This is a genomic window from Flavobacterium sp. YO12 (genome assembly GCF_004119495.1).
GTDB lineage: Bacteria > Bacteroidota > Bacteroidia > Flavobacteriales > Flavobacteriaceae > Flavobacterium.
In genome coordinates, this window is record NZ_NRQU01000020.1 from 36,129 (window position 1) to 54,919 (window position 18,791).

The 18,791-nt window shown below is 34.8% G+C and carries 12 protein-coding genes and 1 tRNA gene; 2 read left to right on the forward strand and 11 right to left on the reverse strand.

Annotated elements, in window-relative coordinates; all coding sequences use genetic code 11:
* Nucleotides 1-530: 530 nt before the first annotated feature.
* The gene (locus BOW55_RS08730; RefSeq protein ID WP_206733597.1) at nt 531-3,974 is read left to right on the forward strand and encodes a TonB-dependent receptor; all 3,444 of its coding nucleotides are present in this window, start codon (nt 531-533) and stop codon (nt 3,972-3,974) included.
* A 9-nt stretch (nt 3,975-3,983) separates the two neighbouring features.
* Complete coding sequence (locus BOW55_RS08735) at nt 3,984-5,558, forward strand: RagB/SusD family nutrient uptake outer membrane protein (protein WP_129023802.1); 1,575 nt, start codon at nt 3,984-3,986, stop codon at nt 5,556-5,558.
* Nucleotides 5,559-5,853: 295 nt separating this feature from the next.
* Here BOW55_RS08735 and BOW55_RS08740 read toward each other — a convergent pair whose 3' ends face one another.
* The 11 genes from BOW55_RS08740 to mraY all read right to left on the reverse strand — a co-directional run bounded on the left by BOW55_RS08740 (nt 5,854) and on the right by mraY (nt 18,734).
* Entirely contained in the window at nt 5,854-6,795 is a 942-nt protein-coding gene (locus BOW55_RS08740; RefSeq protein ID WP_129023803.1) for a GyrI-like domain-containing protein, read from the reverse strand.
* A 277-nt stretch (nt 6,796-7,072) separates the two neighbouring features.
* Nucleotides 7,073-7,146 (reverse strand) — tRNA-Arg (locus BOW55_RS08745).
* A gap of 80 nt (nt 7,147-7,226) precedes the next feature.
* On the reverse strand, nt 7,227-7,676 hold the full coding sequence (locus tag BOW55_RS08750; RefSeq protein ID WP_089058254.1) for a GatB/YqeY domain-containing protein: 450 nt from the start codon (nt 7,674-7,676) through the stop codon (nt 7,227-7,229).
* A gap of 288 nt (nt 7,677-7,964) precedes the next feature.
* A complete protein-coding gene (gene ftsZ / locus BOW55_RS08755) occupies nt 7,965-9,953 on the reverse strand; it encodes a cell division protein FtsZ (protein WP_129023804.1) in 1,989 nt (662 codons plus the stop codon).
* A 77-nt stretch (nt 9,954-10,030) separates the two neighbouring features.
* Nucleotides 10,031-11,437 carry a cell division protein FtsA gene (gene ftsA / locus BOW55_RS08760; protein ID WP_089054910.1) on the reverse strand — a complete coding sequence of 469 codons (1,407 nt, stop codon included), beginning with the start codon at nt 11,435-11,437 and terminating at the stop codon, nt 10,031-10,033.
* 6 nt (nt 11,438-11,443) lie between these two features.
* Nucleotides 11,444-12,166, reverse strand: a complete 723-nt coding sequence (locus BOW55_RS08765) for a cell division protein FtsQ/DivIB (RefSeq protein ID WP_129023805.1) — start codon at nt 12,164-12,166, stop codon at nt 11,444-11,446.
* Nucleotides 12,153-13,502, reverse strand: coding sequence for a UDP-N-acetylmuramate--L-alanine ligase (gene murC / locus BOW55_RS08770; RefSeq protein ID WP_129023806.1), 1,350 nt, complete (start codon nt 13,500-13,502; stop codon nt 12,153-12,155). Before murC ends, BOW55_RS08765 begins: the two co-directional genes overlap by 14 nt.
* A 140-nt stretch (nt 13,503-13,642) precedes the next feature.
* Nucleotides 13,643-14,731 (reverse strand): undecaprenyldiphospho-muramoylpentapeptide beta-N-acetylglucosaminyltransferase, encoded by a 1,089-nt coding sequence (murG, locus tag BOW55_RS08775; protein ID WP_129023807.1) that lies wholly within the window; start codon nt 14,729-14,731, stop codon nt 13,643-13,645.
* 39 nt (nt 14,732-14,770) lie between these two features.
* Nucleotides 14,771-16,087, reverse strand: coding sequence for an FtsW/RodA/SpoVE family cell cycle protein (locus BOW55_RS08780; RefSeq protein WP_129023808.1), 1,317 nt, complete (start codon nt 16,085-16,087; stop codon nt 14,771-14,773).
* 82 nt (nt 16,088-16,169) lie between these two features.
* Nucleotides 16,170-17,501, reverse strand: a complete 1,332-nt coding sequence (gene murD / locus BOW55_RS08785; protein ID WP_089054915.1) for a UDP-N-acetylmuramoyl-L-alanine--D-glutamate ligase — start codon at nt 17,499-17,501, stop codon at nt 16,170-16,172.
* Nucleotides 17,502-18,734: a phospho-N-acetylmuramoyl-pentapeptide-transferase gene (gene mraY / locus BOW55_RS08790; protein ID WP_129023809.1), complete on the reverse strand. Its 1,233-nt coding sequence runs from the start codon at nt 18,732-18,734 to the stop codon at nt 17,502-17,504.
* Nucleotides 18,735-18,791 lie beyond the last annotated feature (57 nt).

An 18,791-nucleotide genomic window follows, 5' to 3' on the forward strand; every position in this document is an offset into this window, starting at 1 on the left:
TAGATTGATTTATTAAAAACATTTCATACGTTTACAACCTAGAAAAACGTTTTAGTCAAAATCATTTAGTTCTTTTTTGATCTTTTGCTCTTTTATGCAGTAAAAATGGAACCATAATATTTTAGCACAATCAACTAAAACCAACATAGAAATACTATCGCAAGAAAAGAATCCTCCCTTCTTTGAGCAATAGGTAATCTTGAAAGTTATTTACATTGAAATAACTGACTTGATTTGATTATAAACAACACATCAAAAAGGAAAAGAAGTTTTACTGGAACGTTTTGATTGAAGTTTATAAGTACTAAAAGAACACTAAACCAGTATTTAGAAAGAAAGGATATCAATATAAAAACAACAAGCCAATTTGACTAAAACGGGGAAACCCTTTTTTATACTTTTTTTTCATAAAAAAGCCAGCAGATGCTGCGAACACTACTGGCCGATTTCTTCTTATTAAGAAATATAGATTGGAAAAAATAAACATGACCACGAAGGAAAATTATTATTAACCAAACCATTACAAAAGTATGAAATTACTACCAAAAAGCAAGCCTGAGAATTATTGGCTTATGCCTAAATTAGGGAACGTTATCAAATTAACGCCCTTATTTTTGATACCTTTTACTATACAGGTATCGGCAGCAAAATCTACTGCAGCAACTATTTTATCAGAAAAAAATGAAATAGTAAAAGCAGCAAATGACAGAACGACAATTAAATCATCTTTATTTCAAAAACAAATAAAAGGAAAGGTACTCGACGAGGCTGGAAACCCACTGCCTGGAGCAAATATTGTTGTTAAGGGAACTAAAGTTTCAACTCAAACTGACTTCAACGGTAACTTTGAATTAAATGTTCCTGAGGGCGCTACAAAACTTATTGTTTCTTACATCGGTATGGATCAGCAGGAATTAACTATTGGAGCTTCATCAATTACAGTTGTCTTAAAAGAATCGGGACAAAAATTAAACGAGATTGTTGTTGTGGGTTATGGTACTCAGAAAAAATCTAAAATAACGGGTTCTGTATCAAAACTAGATAATAGAGTTTTAGAAACTGGAGTACGTTCTAATCCTGCTTCGGCTCTGGCTGGTACAATCCCAGGCTTAAGAGTGCAGCAAGCTTCAGGAAGTCCTGGTGCTGTTCCTGTCATCACTTTACGTGGAGGAACTAATTACGACGGAAGCGGATCTCCATTAGTAATGGTAGACGGTTTTTTGAGAGCTAGTTTCAGCGAAATCAATCCTGATGACATTGCTTCTATCGAAGTTTTAAAAGATGCTTCGGCAACTGCTATTTATGGTGCTAGAGCCAATAATGGAGTTATTTTGATTACTACCAAAAAAGGTAAAGCGGGTGTTTCGAATATCACTATAAATACAAATCTTGGTATCAATACTTTAAATATACCATTTGATTTTATCAATGCACAAGAATATTTATACTGGTCTAGAAAAGCTATTCAGACTTCTGGTTCCTATGACGCCAGCCGTCTTAGTCAGTTAAATTCTACTGGGCCATTTGGTACTGGAAATTTATATAAAGATGCATCTGGAAATATTCTTGATGGTAATAAAAACGCATCTGCTGTATGGAGCCCAATGTTTAGAAACCCAAGTAACGAAGAGTTATTGGGACAAGGCTGGCAGAGTATGACTGATCCTGTTCGTACAAATGCTGCTGGAGCTTACGACCCGAATGGTACCAATAAGGAAATCATTTTCAAAGATTTTAACTATAAAGACTACGCTCTTCGACCTCAGGGTATAACTAAAGATATTAATTTATCTATGACAGGCGGAAGTGAAAAAGGCAGTTATTATGCCGGTATTGGTTCTTATAACGAAGAAGGTTTACCAATTAATACTTTTTACAAAAGGCTGACTTTTGTTTTTAATGGTGATTATAAAATAAAGCCTTGGCTGACTTCTACTTCTGGCTTGAACTTCGCAACAGCGCAATGGAGAGGTCCGCAAACAAATGGCGAAAGCAATTATTTAACTCGTTCTCTAGGCGCACCGCCAACAATGAGAGGAACGAATGCTAATGGAGATTTATTAGTAGGAAGAGATTATACAGATGGTAATCCAGCTGTTAATGATGATAAGTTCATCCGCAAAAACCAAACTGATAAATTTACAATGACCCAATCTTTTAAAGCTGATATATTAAAAAATCTATATTTTAGAACTAGTGCCAACTGGTTTTATAATGAAGGTTTTTATGAATCGTTCAATAAAGATTTCTTATCAAGCCCTAACAACATCAACAAAACCCGTTCTTCGTCGGCTCAATTTGACCGATCATTCAGCCAGACTTATAATGGTACTTTAAACTACAATACTGATTTCTTAGGAAAAAATCATGTTGATGCTATGATTGGAGCAGAATACTACGACATCTATTCAAATGGTGTTTCCGCTGCAGGTTCAGGCGCACCATCTGATGATTTTATGGATTTACAGTACACAAGTTCAGACAAAGACAAAAGAAGTATTGACACTTACCACACGCGTCAACGCATTTTATCTTTCTTTGGCCGTGTCACATATGATTATAATGAAAAATACTTAGCAACTTTTACCATCAGACGTGACGGATACTCTAAACTGCTAAATAATCGCTGGGGTAATTTCCCTGGAATATCTGTAGGTTGGAATGTACATAAAGAAAGCTTCTTAAGCGATTCTAAAATAATCAATACTTTAAAACTAAGAGCGAGCTATGGTCAAAACGGAAACGTGAGCGACAACCTTATTGGCCCATACCAATTGCAAGGATCATACGGAAGCAGTAAATATGACGGAACTGTTGGCTATCAGCTTAACGGACTTCCTTTTCCTGATTTATTATGGGAACGTTCTGCAACATATGAGTTTGGTCTAGACACGCGTTTATTTAACAGATTAGATCTTTCGCTAGCTTATTATAATAGACAAACACAAGACAAAATTTCAAGCTTCACTCTGCCAGCTACCTCAGGCATAACATCAATTACTACAAACTTAGGTAATATGCAAAACAAAGGTTTAGAGGTTGATTTGAATTACAAAGTCATCAAAACGGCTGATTTCTCATTAGATTTTAATGCAAATGCAGCTTACAATGTTAACAAAATATTGAAACTGCCAAACAATGGTTTAGAAAACAATAGAGTTGGCGGAAGTCAGGTTACAGATAAAGATGGTAATTTAATTTGGGTTGGCGGTCTGCAAGAAGGTCAAGATCCAAACGTTGCTTATGCTTATGTTGCCGAAGGTATTATTAGAACTCAAGCTGACTTAGATTCTTACGCTTTAAAATTAAGAGATTTAATTGGCGCTAAAGTTTTGGTTCATCCAGATGTTTATAATGCAATGAGTTCTTCTGAAAAAGCGCTGGCTTACCCTATAGCTTTAGGTGATGTAAAATGGAAAGATGTAAACGGAGATGGCATTATCAATAGTTATGACAGAGAATATATGGGACGAACTGTTCCTAGAGTAACTGGTGGTTTTGGTTTTTACACAACTTACAAAGGTTTTGCTTTTAGCTCTCGTTTTGACTATGCTTTAGGCTTTGTTCAATATGACGGTCCTAGATCTTGGTTTTTAAGTAATGCACAAGGAACATTTAATACGACCAAAGAAGTTTTTGACACTTGGACTCCTGAGAATCCAAATGCTAAATACCCAACATATTACTGGGCTGATCAATTGTTTAAAAACAATACTATGCGTACTTCGAGCATGTTTTACAATAAGGCAGATTATCTATCCTTTAGAGAAATCAGTTTATCGTATTCATTGCCTGCTGACTTATTAACTAAATTAAAAATAGAAGGAATCAAGCTTACTTTAACTGGACAGAATTTAGGTTACATAAGTAAATCAACTTTGTTTTCGCCAGAGAAAACAGATCAAGGGATAAATGTTACTGGGGGCTATCCGTTACCTCGTACTATGGTTTTTGGTGTTCAAATTATTTTATAAAAAAAAGATATGAAAAAGATATTAATAGGAATTGCATTTTTAGCGTTGTCAATTACGTTTAATGCCTGCGACAAACTGGATTTAGCTCCAGAAGATTATTACGCTAGTGAAAGCTTTTGGAAAACTCCTTCTCAAGTAGATGGAGCAATGGTAGGATTACACAGCCAACTAAGAAGCTATCAATTTACATTGTTTACATTAGGAGAACTTAGAGGAGGAACATTAAGAGACGGAACCAGCTTTACTGGAACTGCATCTTTAAACTCAGGATCTATCGTTCGTCAGGATATTAGAGAATCATCTCCTGGTATTACAGGCTGGGCAGGACTTTACGCACCTATATTTCAGGTAAACAATTTTATCTATCAAGTAGAAAAAGCCCAATATTTGACTGCTGCCGACAAAAGTTATTATCTTGGTCAAGCTTATGGTTTAAGAGCGTTTTATTATTTTCAATTGTATCGTACTTACGGGAGACTTCCTGTAACCAAAGAACCTAAAGTAGCTATTACTACACCTACAACAGCTCAAGATGCTTATTTGCCCCGTACAAAAACAGAAAAAGAAACTTTAGACTTTATCAAAGAAGACGTAACGAAATCTATTGCAAGTTTTTCTGGAGATTACACCCCTAAAATGCAAAAAGGACAATGGTCTTTGGGAGCTTCACAAATGCTTCAAGCCGAAGTATACCTATGGTCGGCTAAAGTAAAGATTGATGGAGCCAATCCAACATCTACAGCTTCTGATTTAGCGATTGCAAGAACTGCAGTAGAAGCGGTTATACCTAAATACAGCTTACAATCAAGCTTTGCCAATGTATTTAACTCAGCCGCTACAGCTTCAATAAAAGGAAATAATGAAATTATTTTTGCTTTGAGATTTGGTTTTGGAGAAGCAACAAACAGCTATGGTCAATTTATTTACGCTATTACAGATCCATTAGCGGGTTATGTTGATGACAAAGGTGTTGCAATTCCTTCTAACGATCCGTTAAAGGTAAATGGAGGCGGAACCATTATAAGATACGAGTACAAATATGACTTATATCAAAAATATGAAGCAGCCGACACAAGAGCAAATGTTACTTTCTTAAACTTCAACAAAGGAACAGTTCACGCTACCAACTTGCGTAAATTTATTGGAACTATTGTTGATGGCGCGCGTACTTTTTCAGACGACTTCCCTGTTTACCGTCTTTCTGAAGCTTATTTAATGCTGGCAGAAATAAAAAACAAACAAGGACAAGATCCTTCTGCCGAAATCAACATTATTAGAACCCGCGCTTATGCTGGCGGCGGCGGTACTGCTCCTGTTTATGCAAATGGTTCTTTTGAACAAAACGAATTGGCAATTTTCGCTGAAAGACAAAAAGAATTCGTAGCCGAAGGAAAAATTTGGTACGACTTACGCCGTATGCAAGATGCAACTGGAACTCCTTTAGTATTTAGAATAGACCTTCCTTTAGTTGGTGTACTTCAAAATATTGACGGAATAAACCATAAAATAATATGGCCAATAGATGTTCCTACTTTGAACAGCGATCCAACTTTAGAACAAAACCCATTATACAAAGGCACTTAATGCTTTTTAACTCAAAGCCCCAGCAAAAATGTTTTGTTGGGGCTTTTTTATTGACCTTGACGGTACAGAATTCGAACCATTTATTAGAAGATCTAAAGATTTTAAATGATGTTTAATCTAATATCATGTTTCATTAGGACATTAGTTTAAATATCTAGATATAATTTTAAAAATAATTTATTCTAAAATTAAATTGCAAACCATTAGCTGTCAAAGAAAATGAGATTATAAAGGACAATTTCATAATTTGAATTTAGAAGTTTCTAATCCTGTTGGAATTTACATTTTTAAATTTTTATAATAATTTTATTGGTATATAGATATCAATAATATGAAGATTTTCAGGATGTGATTTAGGATCATTTAGATGACTTAAAAAGAAATTTCTATTATCAGGCTGATAACCATTTTCTTCAAACCATACTTCGTAAATGTAATTCCATGTTTTAAAACATTCAGACATTGGTGCTTCTTTATGGAAAACAGCATATAATCCACCCGTTATTGTAGTACTGCCAACTATCCCTTCTCCTACTATGTTATCAGGAACAGACAAACATACATCTGCTTGAAGCATTCCAGATAAATTAGCATTGCTTCTATAAACAGTTAATGCTTTAGTCTCAGGAAAATTAACTAAATTTCTGTGAGTAGCCCAGCTAAAAAGCTGCTCAAACATTTTACCAAATGTTTCACTATCATGATTATGGATATTGAGATTTCTGATATAAATAACACTAAATTCTTCAATTTTTTTGATTTCAAAATCAAGCTTAACAATTTCACTCATTTCATTTTTTTTTAAATTATTTAATTTGAGTGCAAGGTAGTCCTCGATTTTTGACTGCATTTTTCCAATATTGCTATCCATTATACCAATATTGCTATTTTTATGACGCTTTCGCCATTCACTTGGCGTTAAATGCTTTACTTCACGAAAAGCCCTTGAAAAAGATGACATACTTAAAAAACCACAATCAGCAGCAATTTCACTAATCGTTTTTGATGGATTATTCATTAAGAAAAACAAAGCTCTCTCTATTTTTGCGTTTTTTATAAATTCATTGATTGTCGTTCCAGTTACAGATTTAAAAATTCTATGGAAATGAAATTTTGAAAAATTAGAAAGACCAGCCAATTTTTCCAAAGAAAGTTCCTCATGAAGGTTTTCTTTTATATAATCTATACTTTTATTAATTCTAAAGTAATACTCTTTAATAGACTCTTCCCTTGTCATACTTGTTGATATGTAATACCTTTTTAACTAAACATTTTAAAATACGCAGACGAATATTGAAGCAAAGTTAAGAATGTACCAGAGACATAATATGTTTTTTTAAAGTGATTTTTCAAAGTAAAATTATTCTGTTTATAATTCAAAACCCCATGATCGTGTTCGAACCAAAATCAACTATAAATATTGAGCTTGTTAATAGTAAAAAATACGGACAAAATTTTCAAACCATAAAAAAAGCCTGAGAACATAAATTCTCAGGCTTTTTGCTTTATTATAGTGACCCCGGAGGGGTTCGAACCCCCAACCCTCAGAGCCGAAATCTGATATTCTATCCAGTTGAACTACGAGGTCGATTGATTTATGATTTTAGAATGTAGATTTTTAGGTTACTGATTGCAATCTAAAATCTACATTCTGAAGTCTAAATTTATTTAAACTAAAAGTTTCTTTACAATTGCAGAAATGGTTTTTCCTTCAGCAGTTCCGCCTAATTGAGCAGATGCTAATCCCATAACCTTACCCATTGAAGCAATTCCTGAAGCTCCAGTTTCAGCAATAATTTTTGCAACCACAGCTTCTACTTCTTCTTCACTTAACTGCGCAGGTAAAAACTTCTCGATTACTGCAACTTGCGCTAATTCTGGCTCAGCTAGATCAGGACGATTTTGCTCCGTAAAAATTCTAGCACTCTCTTTACGAGTTTTTACTAATCTTTGAAGTAATTTAATTTCTTCATCTTCTGATAGATCTTCTTTAGATCCTGAAGCTGTCGAAGCTAACAACAACTCAGATTTAATAGCTCTTAATGATTCTAGCGCCACAGTATCTTTTGCTTTCATGGCCGTTTTTATCTCGTCCATGATTTGTGTTTGTAAACTCATGTTTATGTTTTATTTAAAATAAGCAAAATGCCTATTAATTGATATATTAATTTGGAATTTTTATTAAACTAATACTATAGTTTATCAGGCTGAGTCCTTCGTCCTCGCTCAGGATAAACTTAGTCGAAGCCTTTTCCAATAAGAAGCCCTTCGACTACGCTCAGGGTGACAATATTGTTTTAAAAGTACTATTTACGAGTCAAATTTCTAAATTCTGTGCGAAGATAAAAAAAATAACCCGAAAATTAAATCCAATTTTCGGGTTACCCTAATATTATGATTGTAAAATTAATCTACGTTGTCGTGCAAAAATGAATTATTTGAACGTAATTGAAGATCATTATTACTATCTGTTCCAACTGAAATTCTAGAATTTGTATTGTTAGATTGATTATTTGACAAATCAATTCCTAATCTCTTATAAGCTGGTTCTTTTTCCAACTCATCAATTCTAGAAACATTATTATGAAACTTATAGTTAAACTCTTTTAGTTTCTTTCTTCTTTCTTCAGCTCTTAATCGTAATGTTTCTTCAATTGTTAATTCCATTGGAGAAACTTCCGAAGTGGTTGTATAATCTGCATCTGTTGCAAAATCTACTCTTGGCTTCAACGTAATGTTCAGTTCTTCTGGAACTACATCTTCGATTACTTTTTCAGCAGGTTTTGAAGACAATAAGTCATTCTCTACCTCCATATATTCTTCTAAAGAATATTTTATCACACCTTTATCTGAAAGTTCAGTTACCGGCACAAATTGCACAGGATCATTTACTTTAATGTTGCGAGTTTCATTACTCAACTCAAACATAATTTTTGATTCCTGCTCAGCAACCGGCTCTCTTTTAACTTCAGGCTCTGATCTAAAAAGAGGAAGATCAAAAGAAAAAGTCGTTTGTTCTTCTTTCTCAAATGTTCTTTGTTGTACTGGTTTTACTTCTTGAACGATTTCTGCTGCCGGCGTTGAAATTTTGAAATCAATATCTGTAATTGGCGAAACAATTTCAAAAGTCACGTCAAGGTTTTTAATAAACTCAGACATTACCACCAATTCTTCTTGATTAATTGTTGGTGCTGTTACAGGAGCAGCTGGAATTTCATTTACGGGAGCAACCGTATCCGTATCGTCCATTAAATCAAAAATAACTTTTTCCTCTGATTTTGCAATAGGTGTATCTGCATTCAAATCAAAAGAAGCAAGCGTTTTATTTGTTAAATTATGAACACTTCTTTGCTCATCTTCTAACGTATGAATTATTTTTTTAGGCTCTGTATTAACAATTTCATTTTGTTGTTCAACATCAAAACCAGTAGCGATAATAGTTACTGCAATAGCTTCACCAAGAGTTTCGTCTTCACCAACTCCCATGATAATATTAGCATTATAACCTGCTTCTGCTTGAATATGATCATTGATTTCTCCAATTTCGTCAAGCGTTATCTCATTAGATCCAGAAACGATAAGCAACAATACGTTTTTGGCACCTGTAATTTTATTATCATTTAATAATGGTGAATCTAATGCTGATATAATCGCATCTTTAGCTCTATTTTCACCTTCTGCCACAGACGAACCCATTATAGCGGTTCCGCTGTTTGCTAAAACTGTTTTAGCATCACGTAAATCGATATTTTGAGTATAGTGATGCGTAATTACTTCGGCAATACCTCTAGAGGCAGTTGCTAAAACTTCATCGGCTTTAGAGAATCCAGCTTTGAAACCAAGGTTTCCGTAAACTTCTCTTAATTTATTATTATTAATTACGATTAAAGAGTCAACTTGTTTACGTAATTTTTCGATTCCTAATAACGCTTGCTCTTGACGCACTTTCCCTTCAAATTGAAATGGAATTGTCACGATACCTACGGTAAGGATTTCTCTTTCTTTTGCTAATTGCGCGATTACTGGAGCAGCACCTGTACCAGTACCACCACCCATACCTGCGGTGATAAATACCATTTTAGTACCACGATCCAATACTTTTTCGATATCGGCAATACTTTCAATAGCAGACTGCTGTCCTACGTCAGGATTTGCTCCTGCTCCAAGACCTTCTGTCAAATTCATACCTAACTGAATTTTGTTAGGCACTGAACTGTTTTGCAGCGCTTGTGAATCGGTATTACAAACGATGAAATCAACGCCTTTAATACCTTGTTTAAACATATGGTTGATAGCATTACTACCACCTCCACCTACACCTATTACTTTGATAACATTTGATTGGTTTTTTGGTAAATCAAATGAAATACTTCCAAATTCTGAGTTGCTCATCATCTTTTTGGTTTTTGAAATTCTTATTTAATACATTTTTTACTTCTTGGCTTGGGGCAAAGAGTAATCCTTTTCTTTTATTATTCTGCGTTGTCTAAAAAATCTTTGATTTTGTCGACATATCTATCAAAAAATGATCTTCTTATTTTTGTTTCTGTAGATTCAGGTTTTTCAACTCTGCTTACTGTTTCTCGAGTATCTTCAATAGTTTCTACTCTTTCAACGTAATTTTCTTCTACTTCGTATCGCTGCACTGGCGGAGGAACATTTCTGTAAACAACTTTTGGCTGCTCGTTTACAATTTCCATCCTAACGGCGCTTTGTGTACTGTTTTCAATACTGTTCATTACTAAACCAACAGCTGTTGCAAACAATGGACTTGAAATTTCTTCGCTTGAATTTCCAGCTAAATGCTCGTTTGGATATCCTATTCTGGTATCCATTCCAGTAATATATTCTACTAATTGTTTAATATGCTTTAATTGAGCACCACCTCCAGTTAGAACAATTCCTGCAATTAACTTTTTACGAGGATCTTCGTGTCCGTAAGCTTTGATTTCTGCAAAAACCTGTTCTACAATTTCCACAACACGTGCGTGAATAATTTTAGATAAATTTTTAAGCGAAATCTCTTTTGGCTCTCTGCCTCTTAAACCTGGAATAGAAACAATTTCGTTGTCTTTATTTTCTCCCGGCCAAGCTGATCCGAATTTTATTTTTAAAAGCTCTGCTTGTTTTTCGATAATCGAACAGCCTTCTTTAATATCGTCTGTAATTACATTTCCTCCAAAAGGAATTACGGCTGTATGGCGAATAATTCCGTCTTTAAAAATAGCCAAGTCTGTTGTTCCGCCTCCGATGTCGATTAATGCAACACCCGCTTCTTTTTCTTCTTGACTCAAAACTGCATCTGCCGAAGCTAATGGCTCCAATGTCAATCCAGACAATTCGATTCCTGAACTTTGAATACAACGTCCCACATTTCTGATTGAAGACGCTTGACCAACTACAACGTGAAAACTAGATTCTAATCTTCCGCCGTACATTCCGATTGGCTCTTTAATTTCAGATTGTCCGTCAATTTTAAACTCTTGCGGTAGAACGTGAATAATTTCTTCACCTGGCAGCATCGCCAATTTATTTACCTGATCGATCAAAAGCTGAATATCTTTCTCTCCAATTACCTCTTCTGGATTATTACGGCTGATGTAATCTGTATGCTGAATACTTCTGATGTGCTGTCCGGCGATACCCACAACAACATCTTTTATTTTATAACCTGAATTGTTTTCTGCTTCAAGTATAGCCTGCTGAATTGATTGAATAGTTTGCGTAATGTTGTTTACAACTCCTCTAGCAACTCCTAAACTTTTAGATTTTCCAATACCTAAAATTTCAAGCTTTCCATACTCATTTTTCTTGCCTATCATGGCAACTATCTTTGTCGTTCCAATATCTAGACCTACTGCAATGTTATCTTTTTCCATTTTCTATTATTTTGTGCAAACTACTTGTTCCGTAAACCTAAGGTCAATTTTATTGTACTTATATAACGAACTATCCAAAACCGCTTTTTGAAAAAAGGCTTTATAGTTTCTAAATTTTTTATCAACATTCATCATTCTGCCAAAATCGATGAAGTAATTATAATTTCTATTAAACATTTTTAGGCTGCCATTCGGCATAATCTCTATTGCAATGATGTTTTTTCTCAAAAACGCATCGTCATAAATTGTGCGAAATAAAGCAGCTAAATCTTCGTTATTTTTTTCATTTATTGCCCCTGAAACAAGAGGAACTCTAGCAGTAAAATTGTCAGACAAAGGCATTTTACCACCCTCATAGTCAATATAAAAAGACTGATCGCCATCATAAACTCTTGCTATGGCTGTCTTCTGTTTTACTACCGCTTTTAGAACACCATCGATACTTACAAAAACATTTGACTTTTCAATCATGTCTTGCGTATCAAGGGTTTTTTCAATCTTATTCAAATCTAACTCATCTTTTCTAATACTGGAAGCGTCTCTTTTATTTTCTATCAACAATTTATTAACCGTTTCCGGCTTCACAAAAAGCGTATTTTCTCCTACAAAAACGACCTCGGATTTCTTTAATTTTCGCTCCCCATTTCGATGTTGTGCGAAAGAATATAAAAAAAGTACCAATCCAAAAATTAGTATTAATCGAATATTTGTCCAATTAAATATTTTCATGCAGCATTTTTTTGATTGACGGCACCATCTCTCCAATATCTCCAGCTCCTATTGTTACAATTATTGGCGCATCACTGGCTTTGATTTCCGCTAATAAATCATTTTTTGCAACAATTTTTTTGTTCGAATTTGTCATTTTACCCAATAACCATTGCGACGTAACCCCTTCCATCGGTAATTCGCGTGCTGGATAAATATCCATTAAAAACACTTCGTCAAACTGAGAAAGACTTTCAGCAAATCCGTCAGCAAAATCTTTTGTTCTGCTAAACAAATGAGGCTGAAAAATCGCCAAAACTTTTCGTCCAGGATACAACTCTCTAACCGCCTGATGAACAGCATTTATTTCAGTTGGATGATGTGCATAATCATCTATATAAACCAACTTATCCGATTTGATCTGATAAGAAAAACGTCTTCTGATTCCGTTAAATGAAGCAATGGCTTTTGCGATAGCACTGGTCGGGGTGCCATAAGTTTTTGCCATCGCAATAGCCATTAACCCATTCATTAAATTGTGTTTACCAGGCAGTCCAAAATGAAGATCTTTCATAATTTCTGATGGCGTCTGCACATCAAAAACATAAGCTCCATCTTCGATTCTGACATTATATGCCTTATATACAGCATCTTCGTTTATCGCACATTGAACGCCTTCAAGAGGTAATTCTTTTGTGATAAACAGATTATTCTTGTCTTCTATTTTGTCTGCAAATTCAACAAACGAAGCTTCAATAGCTTCACTTGTTCCATAAATATCCAAATGATCTGCATCCATTGAGGTTATGCACGCAATATTTGGGTGTAAATGCAAAAACGAACGATCGAATTCGTCTGCTTCAACAACGGTAACTGTTTTTCCAGTTCCAATTAAATTAGAGTTGTAATTCTCTACAATTCCGCCTACAAATGCAGTAACATCTGCACCGCTTTCATATAGAATATGTCCTAAAATACTAGACGTTGTTGTTTTACCGTGTGTTCCTGCAACTGCAAAACTAAAGGTGTCTTTGGTAATGATTCCTAAAACCTCGGCACGCTTTTTAATTTCGTAATTTCTTTCAATAAAATAATTCCACTCCGAATGTGACTTAGGAACCGCAGGCGTAAAAATTACCAATGTATTTTCTACATGATAATTTGCTGGAATTAAATTAATATTATCTTCAAAATGAATATCTATACCACTTTCAATCAATTCACTTGTAAGCATTGACGGCGTTTTATCGTAACCAGAAACCTGTTTCCCAATATATTTGAAATAGCGGGCCAGGGCACTCATTCCGATGCCTCCAATACCAATAAAATAAACGTTTTGTATTTGATTTAAATTCATTTCTTTTTGCTTTAAGCATTAAGTTATAGGCTTTAAGCCTTCAACTTTTATCTTTATTACTCTCTATTATATTCCTTTTACACTTTGCTACTCTGTAGACAGCGCATCAAGCTTAAAGCTTATTGCCTATAGCTTACAGCTTATTGAATTAACTTGACAATTTCAGCAACAATATCTTGTGTTGCTTTTGGCATTGCCAATTTTTTAATATTTGCACTCAATTGTTTTTGTTTTCCTTCATCTTTCAGCAGCGCTTCAAAAACAATGCTAAATTCATTATCCAATTCAGATTCTTTCAACAAAATTGCACCTTTAGCCTCTACAATAGCTTGTGCATTTTTAGTTTGATGATCTTCAGCTACATTGGGTGACGGAATAAAAATTACCGGCTTCCCGACAATGCACAATTCTGAAACTGATGATGCTCCTGCTCTTGAAATAATTACATCCGCAGCAGCGTATACAAAATCCATTCTTTCAATGAAATCAACCACTTTTACACCTGGCTGATTGTATTTTTTATAGTCTTCAAAATATAATTTTCCACACTGCCAGATTACCTGAACATCTTGCGAAAGAAAGTTTGGCAATTCTTTTTCGATCAACTGATTGATTCTTCGAGCACCTAAACTTCCACCTAGAACCAACAATGTTTTTTTGTTCGAATCTAAACCATAAAACGCAATTGCTTCATCACGCTTACTTTCAATATCGATTAAATCCTGACGAACTGGATTTCCTGTCAAAACAATTTTCTCTTTTGGAAAAAATCGTTCTAAGTTTTGATAGGCTACGCAAATTGCATTTGCTTTTTTGCTCAACAATTTATTGGTAATTCCTGGGAAAGAATTCTGTTCCTGAATTACTGTTGGAATCCCTGCTGAACCAGCTGCCTGCAACAATGGACCACTGGCAAAACCACCAGTTCCAATAACTACATTTGGTCTGAACTTTTTAATAATTCGTCTTGACTCTAATAAACTTGAAGCCAATTTTAAAGGAAACATCATGTTTTGCAAAGTCAACTTTCTTTGTAAACCAGCAATCCAAAGACCTTTTATTTCATAACCTGCCTGCGGCACTTTTTGCATCTCCATTTTATCTTTGGCGCCCACAAAAAGAAATTCAGCATCAGGAAATTGTAATTTTAATTCGTTTGCAATCGCAATTGCAGGATAAATATGTCCTCCTGTTCCTCCTCCGCTTAGTATGAATTTATACTTTGTCATATTTTTAATAGCTATTATTATAAACTATTTTATCCTTTCTTATTTGTTTAAAACTGCATTCATTGGATTTTTTGAACTATCCTCGATCGAATACATATCTGCATCTTGATAAACTTCTTTTTCATCAACAGCTAAATCTTCTTCAGCCAATTCTTTATCAATTAATCTTTGAAGTGCTTCTTTTCGTCTTTCTTTCTCCTCCATTTCTTCCGCAATCTCCTCGTCTTTCTTGGTTACACTTATGATAATTCCAAGTGAAAAACAAGTCATCCAAATCGAACTACCTCCAGAACTTATCAGCGGAAGCGTTTGTCCTGTTACGGGCAGTAATTCTACTGCAACCGCCATATTAATCATTGCTTGAAATATCATGGGGAATCCGAGACCGACGACGACTAATTTTCCGAATAAGGTATTGGCTTTATGCGATGCAATCACAAATCGGAATAATAACAATAAATAAAGAACCAATATCGAAACTCCGCCTACCAAACCATACTCTTCTACTACAATTGCATAAATAAAATCTGAAGATGATTGCGGTAAAAAGTTTTTCTGAACACTTTTCCCAGGACCTAATCCGCCTAATCTTCCTGATGCTATTGCAATTTTTGCTTTCTCAATTTGATAATCATCTTCATCTGGTTTGTCAGTGGTAAAGTTCATAATACGACTTTCCCAAGTTGATACCCTACTGAAGAATCTTGAATCTGGAAATGCTTTTGCCACCAAAAGGAAAAATGCCAGCATTGCAATTCCTGAACCAATGATAAATCCAATATATTTTAATGGATACTTACCAATAAACGTTAACATCATAACCATCGAAAAAATCAACGCTGTGGTCGAAAAGTTAGCTGGTAATATAAGCGCCAGAGTGATAAAAACCGGAACCCAAAGCTGAATAAACGAGGTTTGAAACGGCTCGTTTTCTTCTTTAGTTTTCGACAAATAACGAGCCACGTAAATAAACAATACGCTTGCCGCTAATGTTGATGTTTGAAATGTAATTCCAATGAACGGCACCTGAATCCAACGACTTGCATTTGCTCCCGCAATTACGGTTCCTTTCAACAAGGTGTATAATAACAACAACCAAACTACTGGAAGCGCCACTTTAGAAATTGCTCTAAAATAATGGTACGGCACTTTATGAACCCAGTAAATAATCAAAAAACCAATACAAACGTGCGCTAAATGCTTAACCAAATAACCTAATGTATTCCCAGTTCCATGACCTATATATGCTAGATTACTACTCGCACTAAAAACCGGCATAAATGAAAACAACGCCAACAGAGCCACGAATGACCATATTACTCTATCTCCTTTTAGTTTGTTAACTAACTCCTTCATTGTTGTTTTGTTTCAAGTTTCTTTTGTTTCAGGTTTCAAGTTTCAGGTCATTAGCCTAAATTTTGAAACTTTAAACTATTTTCTACAAGTTATGAACCGCTTGCTTAAATTGCTTTCCACGATCTTCGTAATTTTCGAATAAATCGAAACTTGCGCAAGCTGGAGACAATAAAACAGCATCTCCTTTTTCTGTTAATCTTTGCGCCGTTTTTACAGCGTCGTTCATATTATTCACTTCAACCATAATATCAACAACGTTTCCAAAAGCATCAATAATTTTACGATTATCGATTCCTAAACAAATAATTGCTTTTACTTTCTCACGAACTAATGACATTAATTCATTGTAATCGTTTCCTTTATCAACGCCGCCGACAATCCAAACTGTTGGAACATTCATACTGTCTAAAGCAAAGAAAGTAGCATTTACATTTGTTGCTTTTGAATCATTGATATATTGTACGTTCTGAATTTTTAATACTTTTTCTAAACGGTGCTCAACACCTTGAAAATTAGATAAACTTTCGCGAATTGTTGCATTTCTAATCTGCATCAATTTAGCTACGGAGCTTGCTGCCATTGCGTTTTTCATGTTATGTTTTCCTTCTAACGCAATGTGTTCTGTTTCCATTGTAAACTCTTCTTGGTTGATCTTTATTTCCATTTTGTTGTTATTTATAGAAGCCCCTTCATCAAATTTCTGAGTCAATGAAAAAGGAATTAATTTTGCTTTTGTTTTGTTGTTCTTTAACCATTCTGCACTTGCTTCATCATCTGCATCGTAAATGAGATAATCACTTTCAGTCTGGTTCATTGTTATTCGGAACTTCGAATTGATATAATTTTCATATTTATATTCATATCGATCTAAATGATCCGGGCTTATATTTGTTATTATCGCAATATCCGGTCTGTAATCTATAATTCCATCCAGCTGAAAACTGCTTAATTCAAGAACGTATGCATCGTATTTATTTTCGGCAACCTGCCAGGCAAAACTCTTTCCTATATTTCCTCCCAAACCTACATTGAGTCCAGCCGATTTTAGTAGATGATAAGTCAACATTGTTGTCGTTGTTTTACCATTACTTCCCGTGATTCCCACTGTCATTGCTTCTGTAAAAGGAAATGCAAATTCAATTTCCGAAATCACTTTTATTCCTGCCGCGATCAGCTTTTTTACTATCGGAGACTTCTCAGGAATTCCAGGGCTTTTCATTACCACATCAGCATTCAGAATCAAATCTTCAGTGTGCTGTTCTTCTTCCCAAGGAATTTTATTTATGATAAGAACTTCTTTATAACTCTCTTTTATCTTTCCGAAATCAGATACAAAAACATCGTAACCTTTTTTCTTCCCGAGGATCGCGGTTCCAACTCCGCTTTCTCCTCCTCCTAGTACTACCAATCTCATCTATCTTAATTTTAAAGTAATGATTGATAAAATGGCTAACATAATTGCAACGATCCAGAATCTTGTAACGATTTTACTTTCATGGTATCCTTTTTTCTGATAGTGATGATGCAATGGCGACATTAGGAAAATTCTTCGACCTTCTCCAAAACGTCTTTTTGTATATTTAAAATAAGCTACCTGAATAATTACCGAAGCACTTTCTGCAAGGAAAATTCCACAGAACAAAACGATTAATATTTCTTTACGAACTGCAATTGCTAAAACTGCAATGATCCCTCCAATTGTTAAACTTCCTGTGTCTCCCATAAAAACAGATGCCGGATAGGAGTTGTACCAAAGAAAACCAATCAGTGCCCCAACAAAAGCAGAGATAAAGACGGTCATTTCTCCCGAATTGGGGATATACATTATATTCAAATAATTGGAGAAAATAATATTACCCGAAACAAACGTAAAAATTCCGAGGGCAAGGACTGAGATCGCCGAGGTTCCGGCCGCGAGACCATCTATTCCATCTGTTAAATTAGCTCCATTAGAAACTGCCGTGATAATAAAAATTACTACGGGAATAAATACCAACCAAGCCCATTTTTCATATCCATCTCCTAAAAATGATAAAACTTCAGCATAATCAAATTCGTTATTTTTTACAAACGGAATTGTTGTTGCTGTAGATTTTTCTTCAGCGGGAGCTGGCAATATTACAGTGGTGCTTGCATTTACTTTAAAAATATCTGCTCTTCCTGTATCCGTTCTAACGGTAACTGCAGGATTAAAATAAAGAACTGCTCCTACTATAATACCAAGACCAACTTGTCCGATAACTTTGAAGATTCCTTTAAGTCCTTGTTTATCTTTTTTAAATATTTTGATATAATCGTCAACAAAACCAATCGTACCCATCCACAGCGTAGTTACAATAAGCAATACGATGTAAATGTTGTGCAGTCTTGCAAATAACAAAACTGGAACTAAGGTTGCAAAAATGATAATCAGACCTCCCATTGTAGGTGTTCCTGCCTTTTCATTTTGCCCCGCAAGACCAAGCTCACGAACTGTTTCTCCTACTTGCTGGTTACGCAAGAAGTTAATAACTCTTTTTCCGTAAATCGTTGATAAAAGCAGCGACAGCATAAAAGCCAAAGCTGATCTAAAAGTGATGTACTGAAAAACTCCTGTTCCTGGCCAATCCAGTGTTTTGTCAAAATATTCAAATAAATAATATAACATATATCGTGGTTTATTTGTTTAATCGTTGGTTTGTTGATTCGTTAATTGCTCATTTAA

Coding starts and splice junctions, on each gene's coding strand:
- BOW55_RS08730 (WP_206733597.1), top strand. CDS start 531: ATGAAATTACTACCAAAAAGCAAGCCTGAGAATTATTGGCTTATGCCT.
- BOW55_RS08735 (WP_129023802.1), top strand. CDS start 3,984: ATGAAAAAGATATTAATAGGAATTGCATTTTTAGCGTTGTCAATTACG.
- BOW55_RS08740 (WP_129023803.1), bottom strand. CDS start 6,795: ATGACAAGGGAAGAGTCTATTAAAGAGTATTACTTTAGAATTAATAAA.
- BOW55_RS08750 (WP_089058254.1), bottom strand. CDS start 7,676: ATGAGTTTACAAACACAAATCATGGACGAGATAAAAACGGCCATGAAA.
- ftsZ (WP_129023804.1), bottom strand. CDS start 9,953: ATGATGAGCAACTCAGAATTTGGAAGTATTTCATTTGATTTACCAAAA.
- ftsA (WP_089054910.1), bottom strand. CDS start 11,437: ATGGAAAAAGATAACATTGCAGTAGGTCTAGATATTGGAACGACAAAG.
- BOW55_RS08765 (WP_129023805.1), bottom strand. CDS start 12,166: ATGAAAATATTTAATTGGACAAATATTCGATTAATACTAATTTTTGGA.
- murC (WP_129023806.1), bottom strand. CDS start 13,502: ATGAATTTAAATCAAATACAAAACGTTTATTTTATTGGTATTGGAGGC.
- murG (WP_129023807.1), bottom strand. CDS start 14,731: ATGACAAAGTATAAATTCATACTAAGCGGAGGAGGAACAGGAGGACAT.
- BOW55_RS08780 (WP_129023808.1), bottom strand. CDS start 16,087: ATGAAGGAGTTAGTTAACAAACTAAAAGGAGATAGAGTAATATGGTCA.
- murD (WP_089054915.1), bottom strand. CDS start 17,501: ATGAGATTGGTAGTACTAGGAGGAGGAGAAAGCGGAGTTGGAACCGCG.
- mraY (WP_129023809.1), bottom strand. CDS start 18,734: ATGTTATATTATTTATTTGAATATTTTGACAAAACACTGGATTGGCCA.